This window comes from Marinoscillum luteum (assembly GCF_044005705.1).
Classification (GTDB): domain Bacteria; phylum Bacteroidota; class Bacteroidia; order Cytophagales; family Cyclobacteriaceae; genus Marinoscillum; species Marinoscillum luteum.
The window spans coordinates 104390-128206 of sequence record NZ_JBIPKE010000019.1 but is presented as its reverse complement, the minus strand read 5'-3'; the positions used below and the strand labels follow the sequence as shown (position 1 = coordinate 128206).

At 46.3% G+C, this 23817-nt stretch carries 17 protein-coding genes and 1 tRNA gene; 14 read left to right on the top strand and 4 right to left on the bottom strand.

Annotated elements, in window-relative coordinates:
- Positions 1 to 16: 16 nt before the first annotated feature.
- The 8 genes from ACHKAR_RS15685 to ACHKAR_RS15650 all read left to right on the top strand — a co-directional run bounded on the left by ACHKAR_RS15685 (position 17) and on the right by ACHKAR_RS15650 (position 13867).
- Positions 17 to 1561 carry a RagB/SusD family nutrient uptake outer membrane protein gene (locus ACHKAR_RS15685; protein ID WP_395418320.1) on the top strand — a complete coding sequence of 515 codons (1545 nt, stop codon included), beginning with the start codon at positions 17 to 19 and terminating at the stop codon, positions 1559 to 1561.
- 54 nt (positions 1562 to 1615) lie between these two features.
- Positions 1616 to 2836, top strand: a complete 1221-nt coding sequence (locus tag ACHKAR_RS15680) for a glycoside hydrolase family 71/99-like protein (protein ID WP_159583298.1) — start codon at positions 1616 to 1618, stop codon at positions 2834 to 2836.
- A gap of 30 nt (positions 2837 to 2866) precedes the next feature.
- Positions 2867 to 4465: a hypothetical protein gene (locus ACHKAR_RS15675; RefSeq protein WP_395418318.1), complete on the top strand. Its 1599-nt coding sequence runs from the start codon at positions 2867 to 2869 to the stop codon at positions 4463 to 4465.
- 375 nt (positions 4466 to 4840) lie between these two features.
- On the top strand, positions 4841 to 9556 hold the full coding sequence (locus ACHKAR_RS15670) for a sugar-binding protein (protein ID WP_395418316.1): 4716 nt from the start codon (positions 4841 to 4843) through the stop codon (positions 9554 to 9556).
- A 117-nt stretch (positions 9557 to 9673) separates the two neighbouring features.
- Positions 9674 to 12370 (top strand): carbohydrate-binding protein, encoded by a 2697-nt coding sequence (locus ACHKAR_RS15665; protein WP_395418314.1) that lies wholly within the window; start codon positions 9674 to 9676, stop codon positions 12368 to 12370.
- Positions 12371 to 12636: 266 nt separating this feature from the next.
- Positions 12637 to 12891 (top strand): hypothetical protein, encoded by a 255-nt coding sequence (locus ACHKAR_RS15660; protein ID WP_159583306.1) that lies wholly within the window; start codon positions 12637 to 12639, stop codon positions 12889 to 12891.
- A gap of 11 nt (positions 12892 to 12902) precedes the next feature.
- Positions 12903 to 13286 carry a VOC family protein gene (locus ACHKAR_RS15655; RefSeq protein WP_395418313.1) on the top strand — a complete coding sequence of 128 codons (384 nt, stop codon included), beginning with the start codon at positions 12903 to 12905 and terminating at the stop codon, positions 13284 to 13286.
- A gap of 89 nt (positions 13287 to 13375) precedes the next feature.
- Complete coding sequence (locus ACHKAR_RS15650; protein ID WP_395418312.1) at positions 13376 to 13867, top strand: FISUMP domain-containing protein; 492 nt, start codon at positions 13376 to 13378, stop codon at positions 13865 to 13867.
- A 57-nt stretch (positions 13868 to 13924) separates the two neighbouring features.
- On the opposite strand, the gene ACHKAR_RS15645 is transcribed toward ACHKAR_RS15650, so the two are convergent.
- Positions 13925 to 13996 (bottom strand) — tRNA-Arg (locus ACHKAR_RS15645).
- A 159-nt stretch (positions 13997 to 14155) separates the two neighbouring features.
- Between ACHKAR_RS15645 and ACHKAR_RS15640 the strand changes: the two genes are divergently transcribed.
- The 3 genes from ACHKAR_RS15640 to ACHKAR_RS15630 all read left to right on the top strand — a co-directional run bounded on the left by ACHKAR_RS15640 (position 14156) and on the right by ACHKAR_RS15630 (position 15898).
- Complete coding sequence (locus tag ACHKAR_RS15640) at positions 14156 to 14521, top strand: arsenate reductase family protein (RefSeq protein WP_395418311.1); 366 nt, start codon at positions 14156 to 14158, stop codon at positions 14519 to 14521.
- A 71-nt stretch (positions 14522 to 14592) separates the two neighbouring features.
- Positions 14593 to 15390: a hypothetical protein gene (locus ACHKAR_RS15635; RefSeq protein ID WP_395418309.1), complete on the top strand. Its 798-nt coding sequence runs from the start codon at positions 14593 to 14595 to the stop codon at positions 15388 to 15390.
- On the top strand, positions 15380 to 15898 hold the full coding sequence (locus tag ACHKAR_RS15630; protein ID WP_159583316.1) for a DUF350 domain-containing protein: 519 nt from the start codon (positions 15380 to 15382) through the stop codon (positions 15896 to 15898). Before ACHKAR_RS15635 ends, ACHKAR_RS15630 begins: the two co-directional genes overlap by 11 nt.
- On the opposite strand, the gene ACHKAR_RS15625 is transcribed toward ACHKAR_RS15630, so the two are convergent.
- The 3 genes from ACHKAR_RS15625 to hflX form a co-directional block, all read right to left on the bottom strand.
- The gene (locus ACHKAR_RS15625) at positions 15895 to 16449 is read right to left on the bottom strand and encodes a gluconate 2-dehydrogenase subunit 3 family protein (RefSeq protein WP_395418307.1); all 555 of its coding nucleotides are present in this window, start codon (positions 16447 to 16449) and stop codon (positions 15895 to 15897) included. The two genes, ACHKAR_RS15630 and ACHKAR_RS15625, sit on opposite strands and share 4 nt — an antisense overlap.
- 4 nt (positions 16450 to 16453) lie before the next feature.
- Positions 16454 to 18172 carry a GMC oxidoreductase gene (locus tag ACHKAR_RS15620; RefSeq protein WP_395418306.1) on the bottom strand — a complete coding sequence of 573 codons (1719 nt, stop codon included), beginning with the start codon at positions 18170 to 18172 and terminating at the stop codon, positions 16454 to 16456.
- A 98-nt stretch (positions 18173 to 18270) separates the two neighbouring features.
- Positions 18271 to 19410 carry a GTPase HflX gene (gene hflX / locus ACHKAR_RS15615; RefSeq protein WP_159583322.1) on the bottom strand — a complete coding sequence of 380 codons (1140 nt, stop codon included), beginning with the start codon at positions 19408 to 19410 and terminating at the stop codon, positions 18271 to 18273.
- Between the two features lie 89 nt (positions 19411 to 19499).
- Here hflX and ACHKAR_RS15610 point away from each other — a divergent pair, with 89 nt between their 5' ends.
- The 3 genes from ACHKAR_RS15610 (at position 19500) to ACHKAR_RS15600 (ending at position 23807) form a co-directional block, all read left to right on the top strand.
- The gene (locus tag ACHKAR_RS15610; RefSeq protein ID WP_395418304.1) at positions 19500 to 20612 is read left to right on the top strand and encodes a glycosyltransferase family 4 protein; all 1113 of its coding nucleotides are present in this window, start codon (positions 19500 to 19502) and stop codon (positions 20610 to 20612) included.
- A 151-nt stretch (positions 20613 to 20763) separates the two neighbouring features.
- Entirely contained in the window at positions 20764 to 21471 is a 708-nt protein-coding gene (locus ACHKAR_RS15605; protein ID WP_395418303.1) for a polysaccharide biosynthesis/export family protein, read from the top strand.
- Entirely contained in the window at positions 21468 to 23807 is a 2340-nt protein-coding gene (locus ACHKAR_RS15600; protein ID WP_395418301.1) for a GumC family protein, read from the top strand. Before ACHKAR_RS15605 ends, ACHKAR_RS15600 begins: the two co-directional genes overlap by 4 nt.
- Positions 23808 to 23817 lie beyond the last annotated feature (10 nt).

Below are 23817 nucleotides of genomic sequence, written 5' to 3'. Positions count from 1 at the left end.
GAGAGCGATGAAGACAATGAGAAAAATACTTTTATTAAGCATCATCACCACAGTTTTGGTGGCATGTGATGAAGATAAATTTCTGGACATCACCAATCAGAATGAACTGGTAGCGGAAAATTTTTACACCAACATCACCAACTTCAATAACGCGCTGAATGGTGTTTATTCTGCAACAAAGAGCCTGGATTTATTCGGCCAGGCCTTTTATATCCAGACTTTGCTGGCGCTGCCACATACATCGGACTATTGGAATGCTCAGTGTCGCAATGAAGTGACCTCCGGAGATGGCAATATGTACATCGCCTGGCGTGGGTGGTATCGGGTGGTATCACGAGCCAATGACCTATTGGAGAACGCACCGATCTATCTGGAGAATGAGTCGCCCAACGAAGCTCAAAAAGCAGAATTGGCCCAGATCGTAGGTCAAGCACACTTCTTTCGGGCCTTTGCTTATTTTCATCTGGTGAGGCTATGGGGAGAGGCAGGATACGCGGAGGATAGCACTCGACTGGCTGTGCCACTACACCTGAAAGTGCCCACGACAAGAGATGAAATGATGAAGCCAAGAGCCACTGTGGGCCAGGTTTACCGACAGATTGTGGCGGATTTCGAAATGGCCGAATCGCTGCTCCCAACCTCTTGGAATGATGATAATATCGCTCGGGCTACCTCCTATGCAGCCAAGGGCTTCCTGGGCAAAGTGCATCTCTATATGCAGGATTATGCCACCGCGAAAACTTATTTCGAAGAGGTTATCGGTTCTTCTGCATTCGCTCTGGTATCATTTGAGGAGTATGATCAGATGTTTCAGGGTAAGTTGGAGTTTGGGCCTGAGACCATTTTCGAGCTCAACTATGGTATAGATATGCAGCAAAATATCTGGGAAAATGGACTAGGATCGGGCATAGCGCTTACACTGGCTCCTCCCGGCAGAGGTTGGAGCAACTGTACGCCACATGGGGTAAATATATTCCGGTTTGGAGATGACCCAAGGTTGAAAATATGCACCTATGCTCCCGAGGATTCTGCTGCTAACGTGGATGGTATCATGGAACCCGTGGGCAAAAGCGAGTTTAATTATACCGGACATAGCTTTCGCAAGTATGTGCCGGAGGACTATTCAGTGTACTCTACCAACCGCAACAGCGGCATCAACTTCATCATCATGAGGCTCTCGGATGTCTACCTCATGTATGCTGAGGTGCTCAATCATACGGGCAATGATGTACTGGCGTCTGAGTATATGAATAAAGTGCGCCGACGGGCTTACAGTTTAGATCCCGAAACTCCCGAACCCACTGTGGATTATACTGGCCTGGGGGGTGTGCAGCTACAGGATTCTATCCGTGAGGAGCGATTCAGAGAACTCTTCGCAGAGGGTCATCGCTGGTATGATATCACCAGGTGGAAGATTGTAGAAGAGGAGGTAACCAAATACAATGATTTCAGGGTGACTCAGGGTGAGATCATCTATCAGGATCGCGATTACTACTACCCCATTCCCCTTCAGGAAGTGGACAATAATGCCAACATGACGCCTAGTACAGGCTATGAATAATACGATTAAGTCGGAGCGGAAGTAGGGAATCAATACAAAATGAACGGAATGAAAATGAGTACTTCAGTAATGTGGTTATGCGTGATGCTTTGCGCTGGGCTATTTGGTTGTGATACGAGTGGAGGTGAAGAGGAGATCAAAGCAGATGTGTACGAACCCGTAAAGGTGTCGAAAACAAATGCCACCAAACTGTATATGCACTACATGCCTTGGTTTGAGGGAAAGGAATACTCTGGCTACTGGGGTAGTCACTGGCGGATGGCCAATAAGAACCCTGATAATATGGATAGTGAGGGTAAGCGTGAGATTGCTGCCCATTATTATCCCTTGATCGGTCCGTATGATTCGGGAGATCCTGATGTGATAGCGTATCATTTACTCTTGATGAAGTATGCCGGGATAGATGGAGTACTGATCGACTGGTACGGCAGCCATAAAGTGCTGGACTATGCTGCTAATCTGGACAATTCCAATGCGCTAATTGCTGCACTGGATACTATAGGGCTGAATTTTGGGATTGTTTATGAGGAATATACTGCTGAAAAAGTGGAAACCAGAAAAGGGATCACTGCCATAGAAGCTGCGCAGACAGATCTTTTGTACATGGAAGAAAATTACTTTTCCAATGACAGATATATCACCATCGAAGAGGAACCCTTGGTACTCACCTTCGGCCCAAGATTTTTTAGAAAGGCGGATGAATGGACAGAGATATTCTCCGTCATGGAGAAAAAACTAAAATTCCTCCCTTTGTGGAACCACGGGAACCTGGTAGGCGCTGCGAATACTGCCGGTGAATTTTCCTGGATAGATTTCAATTATACACTCTCCGAGCTGGATAAGTTTTATGCAAAAACCAATCAGGGAGTCACTGTAGGGTCTATTTATCCGGGATTTCATGATTACTATAAAGAAGGGGGTTGGGGAGAAAGCTATGGCTATGTACGGCATCTAGATGGTATGACCATGCGTAGCACTTTTGATTTGGCCAAAGACTCCAACCTCCAATTTTTACAACTCATTACCTGGAATGATTTCGGAGAGGGCACCATGATTGAACCCACTCAGGAATATGAATTCCTCTTTTTGGAGCTCATTCAGGAGTTTTCAGGAGTGCCCTACACCAAAGCTGAGCTTGAATTGGTGCACACCTACTATCTGAAAAAGAAAGCGCACAAAGGAGACCCTGATGCAGCGCTCAAACTTCGGGAAATTTTTACCCTGCTCAATGAGCTGGAGCCCGCCAAAGCTGAACAAATTTTAAAAAATCTATAAACCAAAATGTATCACTTAATCCTAAATATTATGAGAACGATTTATTTCAAGAGATTGATGTTACTGGCCATGGTGCTGTTTTCATCCTTGCTGATCTCCTGTGGTGAGGATGACGGCCCAAAGGAACCTGAGGTGCTTTTACCTAATCTGGATGGTCTTTACGTCTACGGAACGAGCACAGTGGCCGCTGAGCCGGGTGGTGCTGCATCCAAAATCAATCTGGCCATTCTAGATCCCGGACAGGGCGCACAGGTAGAAAGTATGGACGGGGTGTTTGGTAAATTCATACACATTGGAGCGAACAGCACCATCAGCTTTGCCTATGTATCAGGTGGTGAAGGTGTAGTGTATGGTGCCGATGGAGGTGGCTCGCTGGATAGCGCCAATACCGTGGGAGGGGTTATCAACGATAAAGTAATCCATGGCACCTTGGTGCAGGATGCTGACCCCATCAACGTAACCAATGCAGGATTATACTATGTCTTTGTGAATATCAACACGGAGAGTTTCACCCTGATGGAAGTGAAAGCCAACATGATTGGTGATGCGACCGAACTTCAGTGGTCTGCAGGCACAGCCCTGGCACTGAAGTCTTCGGACAATGACAAAACCGTCTTTGAGGGCACAGGGTTGGCACTGACCGGAGCCACAGGCTATCGCTACCGCTTTAATGATGGCTGGCATGTCTATTCTGATGAAACCATCGTGACGCTTTCCAGTCTTGGGGTGCCAAGCTATGGGGACGCCTGGGATTCAGGCATCAATGATCTGGGGTTTTATTTAGACAATATTCCGCATAAAGAGACCGGAATCTTTACAGTCACACTGACCTTCACAGCAAGTACAGGGGAGTGGGAAGAAGTGAAAACCAAAACCGGAGACCTGGAAAACGATTACTCAAGCCTTGAGATCGGATGGTTTGGAAATGCCTACCTCATCGATGGAGCAGAGCCTTCAGAGCAGTGGGGGACAGTTCACCTGGTGAAAACACCTACCAAGGACCTAAAACTTTACAACTGGACCTGGACCATCGAATTGATAGAAGGCAGATCGTTTGTACTCAGAGATCCTGATGGTACTGTGTGGATTACCCACGGCGGAGCAGCTAAAGTAGGTGGAGCCTTCGATGATGGTGATATCATCAAGGAAGACGGGCAAGATAATTATTTTGTAGTTACTCCGGGGATTTATGAGGTCACATTTACCATCAACTCTGAAGACGATGGCAGGACGTTGACCATGGAACGCACTACGCAATTTCCAGATTACTCGGACCGAGAATACGGAATATTTGGCAATGCCTACTTTGTGGAAGGAACGACCGAAGGTGCCTGGGAAGCCATTCACCACATCAAAACTCCAGAGAAAGATGGCAACAAATACAACTGGACCTGGACCCTGGAGTTGATCGAAGGCCGGTCTTTTGTCTTCAGAGAAAATGCTGAAAACGGCGAATGGGTGACTTATGGTGGTGCAGCCAAGATCGGGGAGGCTTTCGAAAGCGAGCTGATCATCAAAGAAGACGGACAGGACAACTATTATGTGGCCACAGGAGGAAACTATGACATCACCTTCACCATCAATGCCGAAGACGAGGGGCGAATATTGAATATTGTTCCGGCCCAGTAAATAAAATTAGGACCAGCCAATGGCTGAGATGAAGTATATGTAAGTAGTAGTATGAAGAAGTAGTATCAATGTAAGGAGACTTCATTGTCCTCTTACACCCTGCGCCAGATTGGCGCGGGGTGTTTTAAAACTATTACCAACTTACCCTGAAGCACATTCATGCGAAAAGGGGACTCGTTGAATGGAGAAGTAGATTTTATAAAACCATTATGTGTAATAATTCTCCGTCATCTTTCCAAACCATCTATGTTATTAACCAGCAAACCAATACGATATGATTTAGACCTTCCATTTGATTAAAAAAATATTCTCAGAGTTGTGACTGATAGAGGGGGAGATATGGATTTACTCTGACTAAACCTTAAAGAACAACCTATGAAAACCAACGGAAAATTAAGCTGGATTCTTTCGAATTCAGTTTTTAGAAATGGACTCACATTTCTGCTCATCCTCTCTTTGGCATTCCAGCTAAATGCACAAAGTGACGGGCTTCCTCGTGGAGCCTATCAAATGCCTTACGTACGATATGAATCTGAAGATGCCAACCGTGGCGGAGGAGCCATCTTGTATGAAAATCCCTTTTTCGATGAACTGCTGACTGCAGCCGAAGCTTCAGATCAGAAATACGTAGGCCTGCCCAATAATGGAGCCTATGTGGAATGGAACATTAACAATACAGCGAATGGAATTACCCTGCGGTTCACCATGCCTGATGCGGCAGACGGAGAAGGAGAATCCGGTTCCCTGGATCTTTATGTGAACAATGCGTTTGTCAAAACCATCAACCTCACCTCCTATTGGGCCTGGCAATATTTCCCGGGTTCGGAGCCGGAGAACCATCCCGGAGACCGGCCGAGAATGAGATTTGATGAGGTGCATTTCCTCCTCAATACACCTGTAGGTCCCGGAGATGTGCTTAAAATTCAAAAAGGTGCCGGAGATTCGTTTGAGTATGGGGTAGACTTTATCGAAATTGAAAATGTAGGTGCCCCACTTTCTAAACCTTCCGGATACTTCTCGGTGACGGATTATGGAGCGGTGCCTGATGATGGCAATGACGATTTTGCTGCTTTCAATGCAGCCCTCGCTGCGGCCGGTAGTGCCGGTACGGGTGTTTACATTCCTGCGGGTAGATTTGAACTTTCTGACAAATGGAGTGTAGAGGAAAATAATATAGGAATTCTGGGTGCCGGCATGTGGCACACTGAGCTGTTTTTTTCCACTGAAGCCGTTTTCAGCGGTGGGATCCTAGCCAGAGCCTCAGACATTGAGATTGGTCATTTTTATATGAATACCATCAATAATCAACGCTTTCTGAATGGACAGTATGTGATTTACAAGGGTTTTATGGGTACCTACGGAAACAACTCCAGTATCCACGACGTATGGGTGACGCACTTTGAGTGTGGAGCCTGGATTGCAGGTTATGATCCGCCATACCCCATCGACATCACCTATAACCTGGAGTTTACCAGAAACAGAATCAGGAACAACTACGCCGATGGGATCAACCTTTGTCAGGGAACCTCCGATACAGATGTTTCACATTGTAACTTCCGAAGTAATGGAGATGATGCCATGGCTGTATGGCCCAATAGCGATTTCGGAGCGCCAGAAGCGGTCAACAATATTTTCAGATACAATACTGTAGAGCATACCTATCGGGCAGCGGGATCAGCAATTTTTGGAGGAAACGGGCACCAGGTGCACCATTGTATCATCAAAGATGGACATGCAGGCAGTGGAATTCGTCTGACCACAGATTTTCCGGGGTATCATTTCGAAAATACCACTCAAATCAGGTATTATGAAAATACCATTGAGGCTTGTGGTACCAGTAAAGACCTCTGGGGGTTTCACCGGGGAGCCATCGAGATCAATGCAACCGGTGGAGGTATTCAGAATATCTTTTTTGAAAACATTGACATTATCGATGCTCAGCGTCACGGCGTTCAGATAGGTGGCAATGGTACCGATCTCCAGTTTGACAACATCAGTATCAATGGTACCGGGATCGATCCGTATACCTATTCCTACTATACAGTGGCTTTGGAAGGAGCTGCCGTAATGGCCTTTGGGGGTAATGGTACAGCTGTTTTCAATAATCTCTCTTTAGAAAACATTGAGTTGGATCCTCCTACCTACAAGGCCAATGAAAACTATAACCTGATCATTCAGAACCTGAACGTGCCACTGACCGGAATTTCCCTTTCGGAAAGTCAGATCGATATGGCAGTGGGCGAGGCGGAACCACTTTATGTGAACTACAGCCCGGCCAATGCCACCAACAAAACGGTAACCTGGACGACCTCCAATGCGGCCATTGCTACCTATGACGAAATAGAAGGCAAAGTGGTAGGGCAAGGAACCGGAACAGCCACGATCACTGTGACCTCTCAGGAAGGTAACTATTCCGCGCAGTGTACAGTGACAGTGAATGCCGCAGTGAATATCACAGCCAGTGATGATCAAGCGGATGAAAATGGTGGCACCGGGAGCTTTACCATTGCCATCAGTGAGATCAATCAAAACATCACTGTTAATTATTCGGTCGGCGGATCCGCATCAGCAGGGGATTATTCCGCAAATCCGGCATTGAATGGCTCTGTTACCCTCACACCGGGTAATCCTTCTCAGGTGATTACCATCACCCCTACTGATGACAATGAATTTGAAGGAGATGAGACTCTGATCGTGACACTTCAGTCAGGCAGTGGCTACCAGCTGGGCGGAGGTACCAGCGCCTCCATTACCATTGGTGACAATGAAAACCCTCCTTGTACGGCGCCAGTCATTGGTTATACCTCGAGTGGCCCCTCTATCAACCAGAGCATAGAGTCTGTGTGGAGTACAGCGCCTGCAAAAGGGATTAGTAATTCCACCATTGGAGGTGTTCCTGGTGACTATTCGGGTCAGTGGCGAGCACTCTATGACGCCAGCAACCTGTATGTGCTGGTGGAAGTGGGTGATGCCACCCGCACCAATGATAGCGGTGCAAGCTGGTGGGAAGATGACGTGGTGGAAATCTTCATAGATGGAAACAACAGTAAAGGCACGTCTTACGATGGCATCAATGATTTTCAGTTGGGCTTCCGATGGAATGATGCCACGGTGCATGCCGGTGGCAATTCTGTACAGAACACCTCTGGCATCAATTTTAGCATGTATGCATCCGGCAGTGGTTATGTTCTGGAAGCGGCCATCCCATGGTCTACCATTGGGGTGACACCTTCTATCGGAAGTGTCATAGGTTTTGATGTGGCAGTAGATGATGATGACAATGGCGGCACCCGAGATGCTCAGGTAGTATCGATTGCTACCACGGATGCGGGATGGAGCAACCCCAGTATTTTTGGATCCATTTACCTGACTGATTGCAATGGTGCTCCCGGTAATCAGTCACCTTTGGCCAATGCCGGTACAGATCAGACATTGGCGTCTGGAATCTCCACCGCCAACCTGAATGGCTCAGGCTCAGATCCGGATAATGATCCGATCACCTATAGCTGGAGTCAGGTCAGTGGCCCTTCGGCTACCATCAATAATGGCAGCAGTGCGAGTGCTTCTGTATCAGGTCTTGCCGATGGAAACAGTTACACTTTCCGATTGACGGTGAGTGACGGTTCCCTGAGTGCTACAGATGATGTGGTGATTACTGTGAACAGCGCATCCCCAACCCAAACCCCTTATGGCGGTACCCCATGGGCCATACCGGGTACCATTGAAGCAGAGAACTTTGACAATGGTGGCGAAGGGATCGCTTACCACGATGTAGATGCCAATAACAATGGCGGACAGGGGCGTACAGGTGATGGAGTGGACACAGAAAACTGTAGCGCGGGTGGCCTGAATGTTGGCTGGACGAGTGCAGGTGAATGGCTCGAATACACTGTGAATGTAGCTTCTGCCGGAACGTATGACTTCAACTTTCAGGTGGCTTCCATCAACTCTGGAGGCACATTCCATGTAGAGTTTGACGGGGTAAACAAAACAGGAACTGTAACCAGTATAAACACTGGGGCCTGGCAAACATGGACCAGCGTGAATGTAATGGGAGTTTCCCTAGGTGCTGGTCAACAGATTATGCGGATCGCTTTGGATAACCCAAATCACAACATCGACAAAGTGATTATCACCAGTGCTACGGGCAATGTGCCAGTGACAGGTGTGAGTGTATCACCTTCTTCTGTGAGCATCGCAGCTGGCAATACTCAACAGCTGACAGCAACCGTCACACCTGCCAATGCTACGAACCAGAGTGTGAGTTGGAGTTCCGGAAACACTGGTGTGGCTACTGTCAATGGTTCTGGTCTGGTCACAGCGGTAGCTGCCGGAACAGCTACGATTACAGTGACTACTCAGGATGGTAATTACACTGCCACGAGCACCATTACCGTGACATCAGGTGGAGGCGGAGGTAGTGGCTACCGGATCAAAAATGCATGGCAAAACACCTACCTGGCTGATGGTGGCGATCGGGTGACCTATGGAGCCACTCCATCTGGCAGCAGCTATGAGTGGGAGTTGGAAGATGTGGGTGGAGGCCATGTGGAAATCAAAAATGTAGCCACGGGTGAGTACATGCACATTGAAAACCTGCCCGGCTATGTACAGTGTACCACCCGAACATTTGGTTGGTATAGCAGCCGCTGGGTGATAGAGGATGCCGGAAATGGAGAGAGCAGAATCAGAAATGCCTGGCAGGGTGACAACTACATTCACGTAGAAAATCTGCAGGGTCATGCTCAGCATGGAACGATTTATACTGCATGGGCCAGTGCCAAGTGGGTATTGGAGCCAGTGAGTGGAGCCAGGGTGTTATCTGAGTCTTTCATTGAGCAAAATGAGATGAAAGCAGTACTGGATATCTACCCCAATCCTGTAACGGACAAACTCACCATTGATTTTCGTGGGAGTATTGATACAGAGACCCTATGGGCCCTCTATGATTTGTCCGGTAGTTTGATCATGAAGCGAAGGATGACTGCTCCGAGAATGGAAATTCTTCGTGGTGAGCTCAAATCAGGAGTTTATATGCTCCAGATCAACTCCCAGGGAGAAAGACACACCAGAAAAGTGGTGATTAAATAACCCTGCCATGCGCAGATAACCTATGAATGAGGAGAGGACCCGAATGGGGCTTCTCCTCATTATTTTCTCATCAAAATGGATGAGACACAACCAGCAACCAACCAAAAAAAATCTAATATGCAAACCAAAATTTTTACCTCCTTGTGGCTGCTCCTGTTTTTGAGTGTAGTCAGCTTTTCACAGCCAGTACAAGTCACAAAATCTTATGGAAAACCTGTTTTCATGCATTACATGCCATGGTTTGATACACCGCAGTATGGGGGTGGATGGGGCTATCACTGGACCATGTCCAATAAAAACCCGGATGTGATAGTGGATGGCTCCACGGGCAAAAGACAAATTGCTTCGCACTACTACCCGATGATCGGGCCATATGATTGTCAGGATCCTGATGTGATCGAATACCACTTACTTCTTATGAAATATGCCGGGATCGACGGGGTTCTGGTAGATTGGTACGGTTCTCAGGGCACAAATGGGGACGTGGGTAGCCTCCTGACCAACTCTAATGCCCTTATTGATCAAACGGATGAAGCCGGAATGAAATTTGCCCTCATTTTGGAGGATCGCTTTTCGGGTTCCATCTCTCAGGTTCAGGGCAATATCGCCTATGCCAGAGATAACTATTTCAATAGAAACAACTACTACCGACATGGTGCCGGCAATGACCCGTTAGTGGGGGTATTCGGACCCATAACATTTCAAAATCCAGGGGACTGGACGACCATCCTTTCTGCGGCTAACGAAGACGTAGAGTTTCTTCCCCTTTGGTATGAAGCCGGGGATGGAGGATCCAACTCAGATGGAGAATACGTCTGGATCTACGAGGAAAATGATGACTATTACAGTCGAATGCAGACCTATTATCAAAACCGTGCCGGTTCTATGAAAACGGTGATGGGTGTGGCTTATCCTGGATTCCACGATTTCTATGCTGAAGGTGGGGCCGGATCCAGCTATTTCCACATTCCTCACAATGGCACCGGGACTTTAAGCCAAACGTTGGGCTTGGTCAATCAATATGGATCGAACATTGATATTCTTCAGTTGGCTACCTGGAACGATTTCGGAGAAGGGACGATTTTCGAACCCACTTTCGAGTTTGGGTTCAGTTTTCTGACCACCCTCCAACAATTTTTGGGCGTATCATATGGCGAATACGAACTTCAGCAGATTTACAGATTATATAACCTGCGAAAGCAACATGCAGGAAACGGCAGTATTCAATCTCAACTGAATCAGGCGTATGACCATTTTGTGGCGCTACGGGTGAACGATGCAGTATCGGTATTGAATGCTGTGGACGGGGGTACCCCACCACCACCTAGTTGTGATGTGGTGAATATTCCGGGAACCCTTCAGGCAGAGGGCTACTGCGGTATGTCAGGCATCCAGTTGGAAAATACGACTGATGCCGGTGGTGGTCAAAATGTGGGATGGATTGATGCTGGTGATTGGCTGACTTATCAGGTGAGCGTACCAACTTCTGGTAGTTATGTGGTGAATTATCGAGTGGCCAGTGGTAATGGTGGCGGTGGCATTCGACTGGAGCGGGCCGGTGGTGGTCAGACATTTGGCACCATAGGGGTTCCGTCTACAGGTGGATGGCAAAACTGGACCACTATTTCTCACACGGTACAGCTCACTGCTGGCCAGCAGGAGATTGCCATTGTGGCGACCAGTGGTGGGTACAACATCAACTGGATTTCGCTGGCAGCGGACGGAGGCGGCGGAGGCCCTAACCCTGTTTGGGGTACTGTGCAGGCGGAAGCCTGGTCTGCCATGAATGGAGTGCTGACAGAAACCACCTCCGATACAGGAGGTGGAGAAAATGTAGGTTGGATCGATGCAGGAGATTGGATGGAGTATCTCGTGCAGGTACCCACCACAGGATCATATAACATTGAATATAGAGTGGCCAGTGCGCCTGGAGGAGGCAGTGTTTCGCTGGCTCAGAATGGCGCCAACCTGTCGACCACAAACATTCCCAACACTGGCAGCTGGCAAACCTGGACGACTGTGAGTACTACAGTGAGCCTTACCGCCGGGGTGCAGACCATTCGATTGACAGCAGCATCAGGTGGCTGGAACATCAACTGGTGGAGTGTCTCCAGTGTTGGAGGAGGAGGAGGAAATCCTACCGGCGCTGTTTATAAAATCAGGAATGTTTGGCAAAATACATTCCTCGCCGATGGAGGCGACAGGGTGACTTACAGCACATCGGCATCAGGGGCTGCATATGAGTGGGAGTTGGTAGATACAGGCGGCAACAAGGAGTTGAAAAATGTGGCAACCGGAGAATATATGCATGTGCAGAACATCACCGGATATGTACAATGCACAGCGATCACCCCAGGATGGGGCAGTGCGCAGTGGGTAATAGAGGATGCCGGAAATGGAGAGTCCAGAATCAAAAACGTATGGCAGAGCAATGACTATATCCATGTAGAGAATCTCCAGGGCCATGCCCAGTATGGAACCATTTACCCGGCATGGGCCAGTGCCAAGTGGGTGCTGGAGCCAGTGAGTGGAGCCAGGGTGTTGTCTGAGTTTTTCATTGAGCAAAATGAGATAAAAACAGTACTGGATATCTACCCCAATCCTGTAACGGACAAACTCACCATTGATTTTAGTGGGAGTATTGATACAGAGACCGTATGGGCCCTCTATGATTTGTCCGGTAGTTTGATCATGAAGCGAAGGATGACTGCTCCGAGAATGGAAATCGTTCGCGGCGACTTGAAGTCCGGGGTATATATGCTTAGGATCAGCACTGAAAATGGAGTGCTTTCCAGGAAAGTGATCATTCAATAACTGCTTGTTACATCTTTTGTGAGAGCCCCGGCAATTGATGTCGGGGCTTTTTTATATCTATTCAACGCTCAGTCAATGGTTTACGTATTCCATTTCGGAAGTAAGCGGATCAAAGGATGTAAGATTTCGGGTAATGTCGCAATCCACCCACAGGATTGTCGGATAAGCACATTCATAATCAAAACAGGCCTTGTTAGCTTTGAGAGAAGTTCGATGACCCTGGGGGCTAGGGTCTGAGAATTGTTTTTTTATTAAAAACGAAAACGGTGATTGAGATTTTCAAAACGGATGTGATGAGTACAGAAGATGCCTATCTACTGGTTGGACAGCTAAATCATCAATTGGGTTATATGGCCAATTTCGACCTTCAGGATTGCGATCACATATTGCGGGTGGTCAACTCCGCGGGTGAGGTTGAGCCTCAAATCGTAATTCGGATGCTGGAAAAGCAGGGGTTTTGTGCGGAGGTGCTACCAGATGTGGTGGAACACCCTGTAGATAGACTGAAACAATTACCTTAAACATTCATGATATGGACTATTTAGAAGCGTTTAGTGGGTTTTCTGTTGGTGATTTGAACCTGGCCAGGAAGTTTTACAAGGAGAATCTTGGCCTGGATGTACGAAACAATTCAATGGGGTTTCTGGAGCTCCACATTTCGGGAAACCGTCCGGTTATTGTCTATCCTAAGTCTGATCATCAGCCTGCATCCTTCACCATCTATAACTTTGTAGTGGCAGATATTGAGCAAACCGTGGGCGATCTGACCCGACAAGGTGTCACTTTTGAACAATATAAGGGAGCAATAGCCACGGATGCTCAGGGAATTAGCCGAAGTAAACATGGGCCGGCAATCGCCTGGTTTAAGGACCCTTCCGGAAATATCTTATCCATCATCCAAAGTCATACTTCGTAGTAATATTCCCTGAAAAAATTGGATTGAGCTTCTCATTGGTTTACTTTTATGATCCGCCTTTATGATCGACTCCATTATACCCCTAACTGATGAAATGGATTGCGATTACCCTTCTGATGATGGCTTCTGGCCAATATGTGACTGCACAAAGTGGCCTTCGTGATCTTCGTGACAATGGGCAATATCAAACAGTCGCCATAGATTCTAAAATCTGGATGGCTGAAAATCTCCGATTCAATAGTAACCATAGCCACTTTTACTACCTCAGCGGGAGAGAGGTGTATTATGAGGGCAATGTCATTGCCAGTGATAGCCTGTGCCCCAAAGGATGGCGGGTGCCCACCCTGGATGAATGGCAGGCGCTGGGAAATCAGGCAAACCGCATCCAACCAAAACCTGCTGGTTTTCTGGAAGCAGGTCGTTTTTCGGGTTTCGGAAAACAAGCTGTCTACTGGACCTCAACCCTCGATGACTCCTCAAACATGCCCCTTGCGGTAGAATTGAACCCGGAGAATGGAGCGGTAAACATAAGGCCTGCGTCCCTGTCCCTGCGAACGGCGTGTAGGTGTGTGAAGGAGTGATTTAACTTCTGTCTTACATCAAAAAAGCCCCCTAAACTCAATCAGGAGGCTTTTCTGTGGTCTCACCAGGAATCGAACCTGGATCTAAAGTTTAGGAAACTTCTATTCTATCCGTTGAACTATGAGACCTTAAAATTTCGGGTAGCAAAAGTAGGAAATTATTGATCTAATTCAATTCATCTGTAGGGTATTTTAAAGCCTTTGGAGGAGCCTCATGACGGGTTTCGGATCCTGATTCCATCAAACAATACAGCGTTTGTCTGGTTGAGGGGTAAAAAAGAAGGAAAAATGGAAATAGCCGAAAACGAAATGCTTTTCATCTATGACTCCAATGATCTTCAGGATAGAGAGGCACTCGCTTATGCTAAAAGTTTGAAACATTATCACGTGAAAGCGCTGGATGTGAGAAAGCATACCTTCACAGAGTGGCAGTTGGAGGAGATTCTGGAGCGACTGGAAATGGAGCCTGATGATTTGATCAACCAGCGATCTGCGATTTATCTGGAGGAGTATGTGGGCGTGGAGTTGAGCAGGGAGGATGCACTGAAAGCCATCAGAAAACATACAGACTTGATCCGAACACCTGTGGCTATCTACCACGATACCGCCAGACTGATCGGTTCTTCCTATGAATTTATCAAAAAAGAGATGTAATAGGACGTTTGGCGGCATTAAATAGGCGCACCCTGTGGTTGAAAATTAAAGATGTTTTGCATCTTTAGAGCATGAAGAAATTTTTGAGGGTGGTAGGCTATTTTGTGGCCATTTTTTTCATCCTGAATATTTTAATTCAAACCATCAAAGAGACGGACACGGAGGAAAGATGTACGGATGGGTTTGATGTACTCAATACCGGTAACGACCGTCTGCACACCCGTGGATGGAATTCAATTGATCAATCCAGAAGTTTTTGTGGAGCCTATCGTTCGAAGGGAGTTACCAGTGATCGTTTGGCCAAAAAGCGTCTGACCATGAATCTTCGAGGAGACAGCTATTTAGAATTTTGGTCACACGTATATGCCAACCTGGTGACAGACAGTAAATCAGACATTGGTTTTTTGGTGGATTCACTGGCGGCCATCGGGGACCGTGATAAGCTCTCCAGGTTAGAGTTGGCAGAGTTGATTGTAAGCTTTGTGCAGGACATCCCGTATAGCTTCGTGGTTCCCGAGGATTGTAAGGAAATACAGACAGATGGCAAACCATGTGCAGGTAACATTCCTTTGGGGATATTATCCCCTTATGAATTTATTCATTCTCTTTATGGAGACTGTGACACCCGGGCAGTTCTCATCTATACCATATTGGAAGAATTGGATTTTGATCCGATGATTGTGGTAAGCAATGAATACGCTCATGCAATGCTGGCCCTGAAAGCCCCAGCTACAGGTGATTACCTGCTACATCAGGGGGAGAAATATTACTTTTGGGAAACTACTGCGAAGGGCTGGCCACTGGGTATGCTGCCACCCAACACAGGCAATGTGAATTATTGGAAAACCGTACTCGCTCATGAACTATAACATCGCCATTCTTGGCCTTATCGAAATTTTTTCTGCCATCACCATTGGTGTGTTTATTCTGGTATTGACCTACAAAATCGTGCAGTGGGTGGGTAGAAGATATTATGGTATTGAGTCCTTTAATGTGGCCTACAGTATTTTCATGGCCTCCATTATCTTATCTGTTGGTATTATGGTGAGTGGGATCATTCAGCCACTGATGTCTTCATTCAGGTTGTTGGATAAGCAAAGCGAAAGCTTCATAGTGGCATTGAAGTACATTGGTATTGGCGGTGTTTATATTGCCATTGCCTACGCGGCGGCTATTTCTATTGGGCTGATCAGTACTTTCTTGTACAGCAAGCTCACACCCATCGATGAGTTTAAGGAGATCAGGGAAAATAACATTGGGGTAGCACTGGTTATTGGTAGCATACTGATCACGCTCACGCTTTTCACCAGAGATGGGGTGATGCTGCTCATCGAGGCAATAGTGCCTTATCCAGAATTACCTCCGATGACGCTTTAATAATAGTTTTTCCCAACTTCGGCATAAGGGATGTCACCATCATACATGCCGGTAGCGTGCACATACATAAGCTCCTGGCTGGCGCCAATTTCGGAAGTGTAGTACCCGTATATGGTCATACTCTTGAGTAGCGAGAAAAAAGAGCCTCCCGGTGTGCTTCGGCCTTCGGATTCCATTTGTTGGAGTAGCGTGATCTGATCTTTCTGGGATAGTTTGAGGAATGCATTCCCAAACTGCTTTTGGCTTAGTCTATCCATATTCTCCAGGCCAGCAATGAAGGTCTCCTTTTCCGGAACATCACTCACCATGGCCAGTACTCTGTCGATGTATTGGTTGACACCTGCGGCTTTTGCGCCAAGGGTGTCAGTAGTGGGGATAATCAGCTCTACCAGCTCCTGTAGCAGTGCATCGTGATCAGCAGAGAATGTCAGTGCTTGATAGGAGAGTTGTTTTTTGGATTCACAACTGCCAAGTGCGGCAATGAGTGATGCTGAGAGGCTGATGCCCGCCGCACTTAGCGACATATTGATCAATGCTTTTCGTCTGTCCATGCGATTATAGGTTTCCGGATTTTAATTGTTTCACAGCAAAATCAGCAGCTCGCGCCGTGAGGGCCATATAGGTAATAGAGGGGTTTTGACAAGGAGAGGAGGTCATACAGGCCCCATCCGTGACGAATAGATTCGGTACTTCATGCGCTTGGTTGTTGCCATTGAGAAATGAAGTCTTGGGGTCTCTTCCCATCCTGGCAGTGCCCATTTCGTGTATACCAAACCCTGGCACCGCCCCGGCGGCATTGTCTTCAGCCGTGATATTGGTGCAACCAATGTTTTCAAGCATCTCTGCCATAGAGTCCAGGCAATCCTGCCGCATACGTTTTTCGTTGTCTTTAATTTCTGCGTTGAAAACCATCTTCGGGATGCCAAACTCATCTGTTTCCGTCGGGTGAAGCCGGGCGTGATTGTCGTAGTAAGGCAAGGTTTCTCCAAATCCCCACATGCCTACCCTCCATTCACCAGCCTCCTTTATTTTGTTTTTAAAGTCTGCACCAAAGCCCTCCATACCAAAGGCTTTTGACCACCCCTCTCGATAGGCAGCCCCTTCAAAGCCATATCCCCTGGAGAAATCGGGCATATCTGAGGCTCCGCCTATGTTTCTATACCGCGGGATATAAAAGCCAATGGGGCGATTACCACGAGTGGTTCTGTCCAGAAAACCAGGGACTGTGGCGTTGACATCCATACCCAGGTGATGATCCATCAGGTAATGGCCCAGCACGCGACTGGTATTGCCAATACCGTCAGGAAATTCTTCAGATTTGGAGTTGAGCAGGATCTGGGTGGAGGCCATTGCCGAGGCGCATACAAAGATCACTTTGGCCTTAAACTCTATGGTTTCTTTGGTCTCACTGTCGATCACTCGCACGCCTGATGCTTTCCGGGTTTCCGGGTCGTAAATGATGCTGTGTACCACACTGAAAGGGCGGATGGTAAGGTTGCCCGTGGCAGCTGCCGCAGGTAGAGTAGAAGACAAGGAGCTGAAATAAGAGCCCGTACTGCAACCGCGCCAGCACGGCCCACAGTAGTGGCAGGGTGCACGCTCGCCAATGGGCTCTGTCAAAACAGCCGCTCTGGCGATGGTGAGGTATCTTTCAGGATAGAGTTCGCGGATTCGCTTTCTCAAATGCTTTTCGACCACATTCAGCTCCATAGGCTTTTGAAAGTTGCCGTCAGGGAGATAGTCGAGTCCCAGCTTTTCGCCGGAAATTCCCGCGAATTGCTCTACATAGTCATACCAGGGAGCTATGTCCTTATACCTGATAGGCCAGTCCACACCCACACCTTCTTTTTGGTTGGCTTCAAAATCCAGATCAGAAATGCGGAAAGTATAGCGTCCCCAGGTGATGGATTTGCCACCCACCTGATATCCCCGTGCCCAGACAAATGGTTTTTCTTCTACATATGGGCTTTCTGAGTCCTTTGAGAAGAAATGCAACGCAGTTTTGTCCAGGTAACCGATTCTTACAGCCTGTGAATATTCCTTTTTCTCCTCTTGGGTGAGTTGCCCCCTCAGGTCAAATTCCCACGGAGCTTTGTGTTCGGTGATGTAGTCTTTTCGATGCTCCACCGGGCGACCTCTTTCGAGCACCAGGGTTTTTAGGCCTTTTTCGGTAAGTTCTTTGGCGGCCCAGCCGCCGGAGACACCGGAGCCAATGACTATGGCATCATAGGCATCCGCTTTTTCTCCAATCTGAAAAGTAGTGTTAATGGGCATGTTGATGAGGTTTCAGCTACCCATTTTAATCATAATTCTTCAGAATCTGAAATACTCAGAGGCTTGATGCCTTTGGCAAGACCAACATCACCTTAATGTCAATAAGTTTCCGGTTCCAGGTAATTGGGATAAATCTTGATGTGCTCTTTTTTTACTTCTTTGGCGAGGAGCTCACGCATCTCCGTCAAATGGTATTTTGTTTTGGCAGAGACAAACATCGCTTGGTCATTTGCTCCGTTCTCGTTCAAATGAAGCTCGGCAATGTCCTCCACTTTATCTACTTTATTGTAAATCCTAATGGTCTTAATATCAGCAGCACCAATCTCCTCAAGGGTCTTTTCCACCACCTGTATGTGATCTTCATAAGCCGGGTTGGACACATCGATAACGTGGAGCAGGAAGTCCGCTTCCTTTACCTCTTCCAGAGTAGATTTGAACGACTCGATCAGGTTGTGTGGGAGTTTGCGAATAAAACCAACAGTATCGGACAGTAAAAAAGGAATTTGATTAATCACCACCTTGCGGACGGTGGAGTCCACTGTCGCGAAGAGTTCGTCTTTGGCATACACCTGCTCTTTACTAATGAGGTTCATCAGGGAGGATTTCCCCGCGTTGGTATAACCTACCAGCGCTACGCGCACGATTCCATCTCTTGATTTTCGCCTGGTGGCAGCCTGAGTTTCTATTTTGTCCAGCTTTTTACGGAGGACATTGATCTGATTTCGGATATTCCTTCTGTCAGTTTCTATCTCTTTTTCTCCGGCTCCACCACGTGTGCCAGTGCCTCCCCTTTGGCGTTCCAGGTGAGTCCACATGCGGGTCAGACGAGGCAGCAGGTATTGATACCTGGCCAGCTCCACTTGCGTTTTGGCCTGTGTGGTTTGGGCTCTTTTGAGGAAAATATCAAGAATCAGTAAACTTCTGTCGTATATTTTTACTTTCAGCTCCTTTTCGAGGTTGCGCAGTTGAGAAGGCGTGAGGTCATCATCAAAAATGACGTTGCCAATGTTTTTGGCCTTGACAAACTCCTTGATTTCTTCCAGTTTCCCTTTGCCAACAAAAGTTTTGGTGTCAGGACGCTCCAGCTTTTGAGCGTAAGTCTTCTCTACTTTGATGTCCAGTGTTTGCACCAGAAATTCCAGTTCTTCAAGAAACTCAATGGTTTTATCGTCAGCCTGAAACTTTGGGGTGACAGCAACCAACACGCCGTATTCTTGTTCTTTTTTAGTTTCTATCATAAAAATTCCCTGATATTGTGCTTCACTACATATATTGTTATCAGGAAGTTCAAAATTAACTAAAATCAGGAGGCTGCTCAGTATCATCCATGAAAATTGCGATTATCATTAATACCAGCTGGAATATTTATAATTTTCGCAGGGGTCTTGTGAGGTATTTTCTTGATCGTGGAGATGAGGTGATTGCCATCGCTCCCGCGGATGCATACTCGAAAAAGCTTCAGGATCTTGGGTGCAGAATTATTGACCTGCCCATGTCTGCCAGTGGTATGAACCCCTTCGCTGATTTTGTTCTGTTCCTGAAATTGCGAGGCATTCTGAAGGAAGAAAGACCCGACGTGGTGCTGACCTACACCATCAAGCCCAACATCTATGGTTCGTTAGCAGCCGGGTGGCTTGGAATCCCCTGTATCTGTAATGTGAGTGGATTGGGGACTACTTTTTTATGGAAAGGATGGGTAAAGAAAATGGCCACAACACTCTATTCATTTGCGTTTCGGTTCAATAGTTGGGTGTTTTTTCAGAACACGGATGATCGTGAAGAATTTGGCAGGTTTGTGAGGATTGATATGAGCAAAACAAGTCTTCTTCCTGGCTCAGGGGTAGATGTTGATCACTTTAAGCCCGATTCACCTCCAGAGAACTCCATTCCCGTCTTTTTAATGATTAGTAGGCTTTTGGTGGAGAAAGGAATATACGATTTCATTGAAGCCATCAGGATTTTAAGAAGGAAGGGGAGGAAGGCCGAGTTTCATTTGATTGGTGGATTGGATGAAGAGCATTCACGAGCGGTTTCCAGAAGTGAGTTGGAAGAGTGGATAGAAGAGGGATTGATCAGCTATCAGGAGCATATTGAGGATGTGAGGGTGGCTATTGCGCAGGCTGATGTGGTGGTTTTACCTTCTTACAGGGAGGGTACGCCGCGTACCTTGCTGGAGGCCGGCGCCATGGGGAAGCCATTGATAGCTACGGATGTACCAGGGTGCAATCATGTGCTCATTGATGGATACAATGGATTCCTGTGCAAAGTCAAAAATCCCAATGACCTTGCTGCGAAGATGAGCCTGTTTCTTTCCCTTAATGATGAGGAGCAATTTCAAATGGCTCAAAACGCTCGCCAGAGCATTGTAGAGCGGTTTGATGAGCGACTGGTCATCAAGCTTTATAGTGACAAGATGGATGAATTCGTTTCAGGCTTATAATGAACAGTATCAAGGCTATTTTTAGGTTTTGGCTTATCTTCGCCATCAAACTCAGTTGTTCTATATGATTTTCAATATTTCCACGATACGGTGGCTTTTCCTTGGGTGCGTGGTTTTTTTAAGTAGTTGTAAGGTTTACAAGCAGGACATTATGTTCCGGCTTGACGACAATTTCACAGAAGAGGATTTGTCTGAACCAGTGAAGAAGGCTGAGGAGAACTATCTGATTCAGGTGAATGACTATATTGAGTTAAACTTATTTACCAATGATGGGGAGCGAATTATTGATCCCAATCCTGAGATATTTAGTGGAAACAATAATCTGAACAATCGCTTAAATTCACGTCAGCAGTTTGAGTATTTGGTTCAGGTAGATGGTGTAGTCAAGTTACCTGTGGTGGACCGGGTAAACTTGGCCGGACTTACAGTCAACGAGGCGGAAATAGTGCTACAAAGCGCATACAATGAGTTCTATAAAGACTGTTTTGTAAAGATCAAAGTAAACAATAGGCGAGTGGTACTTTTGGGAGCGAATGGGGGGCAGGTGATACTTCTGGAAAATGAAAATCTTACATTGGCTGAGGTACTGGCCTTATACGGAGGACTCAGTCTTGGAGCGAAGGCAAACAATATTAAATTGATCCGCGGCGACCTATCCAACCCTATGGTCTATCAGATGGATTTAACAACAATTGACGGTATGAGATCCACGATCATCAAAGTAGAGCCGGGAGACATCATTTATGTTGAGCCCTGGAGAAGGCCCTGGCTGGCTGGTTTGAGGGACGTGTCCCCAATTCTTAGTATTACTTCCAGTGTGATCGCATTTTTTCTCCTAATTCAGAGTATCACGAGGTGAAGGATTTCGATCAAATAGAAAATACGCAAGGAGGAGATGAAATATTCAATTCCTTTGACCTGGAGAAGTTTCTGTTCATTCTGAGAAAGAGTTTGTTATGGATATTTTTATTCATAGCAGCCTCGGTCTCTCTGGCCTTTGTGTATGTGAGATACACAAAACCTGTTTTTCAGTCCACTTCGCTACTCAAATTAGATTTTGAAAGTGAAGCAACGACACTTGGGTTAACTTCAGGATTTAAAGGCACAATGGGTACCGGACTGTCCGGAGAGATTGAACTTTTAAGATCAAAGCTTTTCTTTGCAAAGGTCGTAGATGTAGTGGATCTGGATGTTTCATACTATTATTATGGTAGGTATCTGACAGATGAGCGCTATCGCAATAGTCCTTTTGTAGTTTCTTACAAAATCAAAAACCTTTCGTTCTATAACCGGCCGTTTGATGTCGTTCTAAATTCGGAAGATTCCTTCGAATTGATTTATGTACAAAATGGAATTGAACAAAGTCATACTTACAAGTTTGGCGAGGACATTATCACAGAGGATTTTAATTTCATTCTGCATAAAACGGATCAGTTTAAATATCCCGAGTCTACAGGAAAGTATTACTTCACTGTAAATAGTAAAGATGCCCTTATTAGCTATTTGCAAGGAAAGATTACAGTGAGTCCTGAGAATATTACTGCACGCACCATTCGGATCTCACTGGTGGATTATAATCGGTATAAAGCACGTGATCTGCTCATGGCTGTTGATACATTATATCTGGATTATACCAAACAAGCCAAAAATCAAGCACTTGAACAGAAGATAAAATTTTTGAACTCTCAAATCCTGGTTACTGAAGATACGCTTGAAACTTATGATTCATACTTTGAAAACTTCATAATAGAGCATCGTACCCTAAATTTAATGGCTGATATTCAACGTGTGATTGAGAATCTTATAAAATTAGATTCTGCTCAGCATCGATTGGATAGTCAACTTTCAGAAGCTCTTGAGTTTAATAGTAACTATGATAACTATGATTCTTTACTCTCCGAGTCAGCTGTTCCGGGCATGCCAATGTCTTTGAACGGATTTCTGATAGAATACAGAGAATTGTTAAATCAACGTAAGGAAAAACTAAGACATTACAATGAGAATACATATGTAATTAAGGGGATCGATGAGAAACTTGAAGTTTTTAGACAATCCATCGAGTCTCTGATTCCAAAGCATATCGAATACCTAAAGGAGCGGAGTAAAAAACTTGGTGCACAGAGCGCATCCCTTGAAAAATTGTTTGCCGAACTCCCATCGATGAGGACAAGTTTTGATAGAAACAAGCGATTTTACAACCTCCATGAAAGTTACTTGATGTCGCTATGGCGGACTAAAATGGATTTGGAAATTACAAGGGCAGGAACTGTTACGGATTTCGTAATTCTTTCACCTGCATCAATTCCAGCATCCCCTATCAAACCCCAGCCCACTATTATTTATGGTATATCATTGGCTGCTGGGTTTCTGATTTCTTTTGTATTCCTTCTGATTAGGTATTTGTTGCACAATAGCATTTCCAGTTATCGTGAACTGGAAAAGTTGGTGAATGTGCCGATCCTTGGGTCTGTTCCTGAGTTTACTACTCACAAGCTGCCATTGACCAAGCTGGTAATTATGCCGAGCTCAAAGTCAGCCATAAGTGAAGCGCTGAGGACTATCCGGACCAACATGGAGTTTCTGAATGGAAACAAGGTGACAAAAACCATTACCATCACCTCTACAATTTCCGGGGAAGGAAAGACGTTCGTTGCGGTCAACTTGGGGGCAGTGATGGCTTTCTCCAAGCAGCGAGTGTGTGTCGTGGACATGGATATGCGTAAGCCAAAGGTGCACCTGGCCTTTGGTGATGAAGCTCATTTCAAGGGAATGAGTACGTTGCTTATTGGCAAAAACTCACTGGATGAGTGCATAACCAATACTTCCATCCAGAATTTAGACTATATCCCCGCTGGCCCTAATCCTCCCAATCCATCGGAACTCATTCTGAATGATGAGTATGACAACATACTGGAAGAGCTAAAAACACGCTACGACCTGGTGATCTTGGATACGCCACCCGTAGGGCTGGTGACAGATGCAGTACTGAGCATGAAAAAGTCAGATCTTCAGCTTTATGTCGTAAGGTCTGATTACTCTAAGCGGTCATTTGTTAAATCCATAGAGAATCTCAAGAAGATGAACCGCTTCAACAACCTTACTGTAATCTTTAATTCCGTGAAGGCTGGCGGAAGGGGATATGGTTACGGCTATGGTTATGGTTACGGCTATGGCTACTACGAAGAATCTAAATAATAGCCCTACC

Coding starts and splice junctions, on each gene's coding strand:
- hflX (WP_159583322.1), bottom strand. CDS start 19,410: ATGATAGAAACTAAAAAAGAACAAGAATACGGCGTGTTGGTTGCTGTC.
- ACHKAR_RS15655 (WP_395418313.1), top strand. CDS start 12,903: ATGGACTATTTAGAAGCGTTTAGTGGGTTTTCTGTTGGTGATTTGAAC.
- ACHKAR_RS15635 (WP_395418309.1), top strand. CDS start 14,593: ATGAAGAAATTTTTGAGGGTGGTAGGCTATTTTGTGGCCATTTTTTTC.
- ACHKAR_RS15630 (WP_159583316.1), top strand. CDS start 15,380: ATGAACTATAACATCGCCATTCTTGGCCTTATCGAAATTTTTTCTGCC.
- ACHKAR_RS15640 (WP_395418311.1), top strand. CDS start 14,156: ATGGAAATAGCCGAAAACGAAATGCTTTTCATCTATGACTCCAATGAT.
- ACHKAR_RS15650 (WP_395418312.1), top strand. CDS start 13,376: ATGAAATGGATTGCGATTACCCTTCTGATGATGGCTTCTGGCCAATAT.
- ACHKAR_RS15665 (WP_395418314.1), top strand. CDS start 9,674: ATGCAAACCAAAATTTTTACCTCCTTGTGGCTGCTCCTGTTTTTGAGT.
- ACHKAR_RS15680 (WP_159583298.1), top strand. CDS start 1,616: ATGAGTACTTCAGTAATGTGGTTATGCGTGATGCTTTGCGCTGGGCTA.
- ACHKAR_RS15610 (WP_395418304.1), top strand. CDS start 19,500: ATGAAAATTGCGATTATCATTAATACCAGCTGGAATATTTATAATTTT.
- ACHKAR_RS15670 (WP_395418316.1), top strand. CDS start 4,841: ATGAAAACCAACGGAAAATTAAGCTGGATTCTTTCGAATTCAGTTTTT.
- ACHKAR_RS15685 (WP_395418320.1), top strand. CDS start 17: ATGAGAAAAATACTTTTATTAAGCATCATCACCACAGTTTTGGTGGCA.
- ACHKAR_RS15605 (WP_395418303.1), top strand. CDS start 20,764: ATGTTCCGGCTTGACGACAATTTCACAGAAGAGGATTTGTCTGAACCA.
- ACHKAR_RS15625 (WP_395418307.1), bottom strand. CDS start 16,449: ATGGACAGACGAAAAGCATTGATCAATATGTCGCTAAGTGCGGCGGGC.
- ACHKAR_RS15675 (WP_395418318.1), top strand. CDS start 2,867: ATGAGAACGATTTATTTCAAGAGATTGATGTTACTGGCCATGGTGCTG.
- ACHKAR_RS15620 (WP_395418306.1), bottom strand. CDS start 18,172: ATGCCCATTAACACTACTTTTCAGATTGGAGAAAAAGCGGATGCCTAT.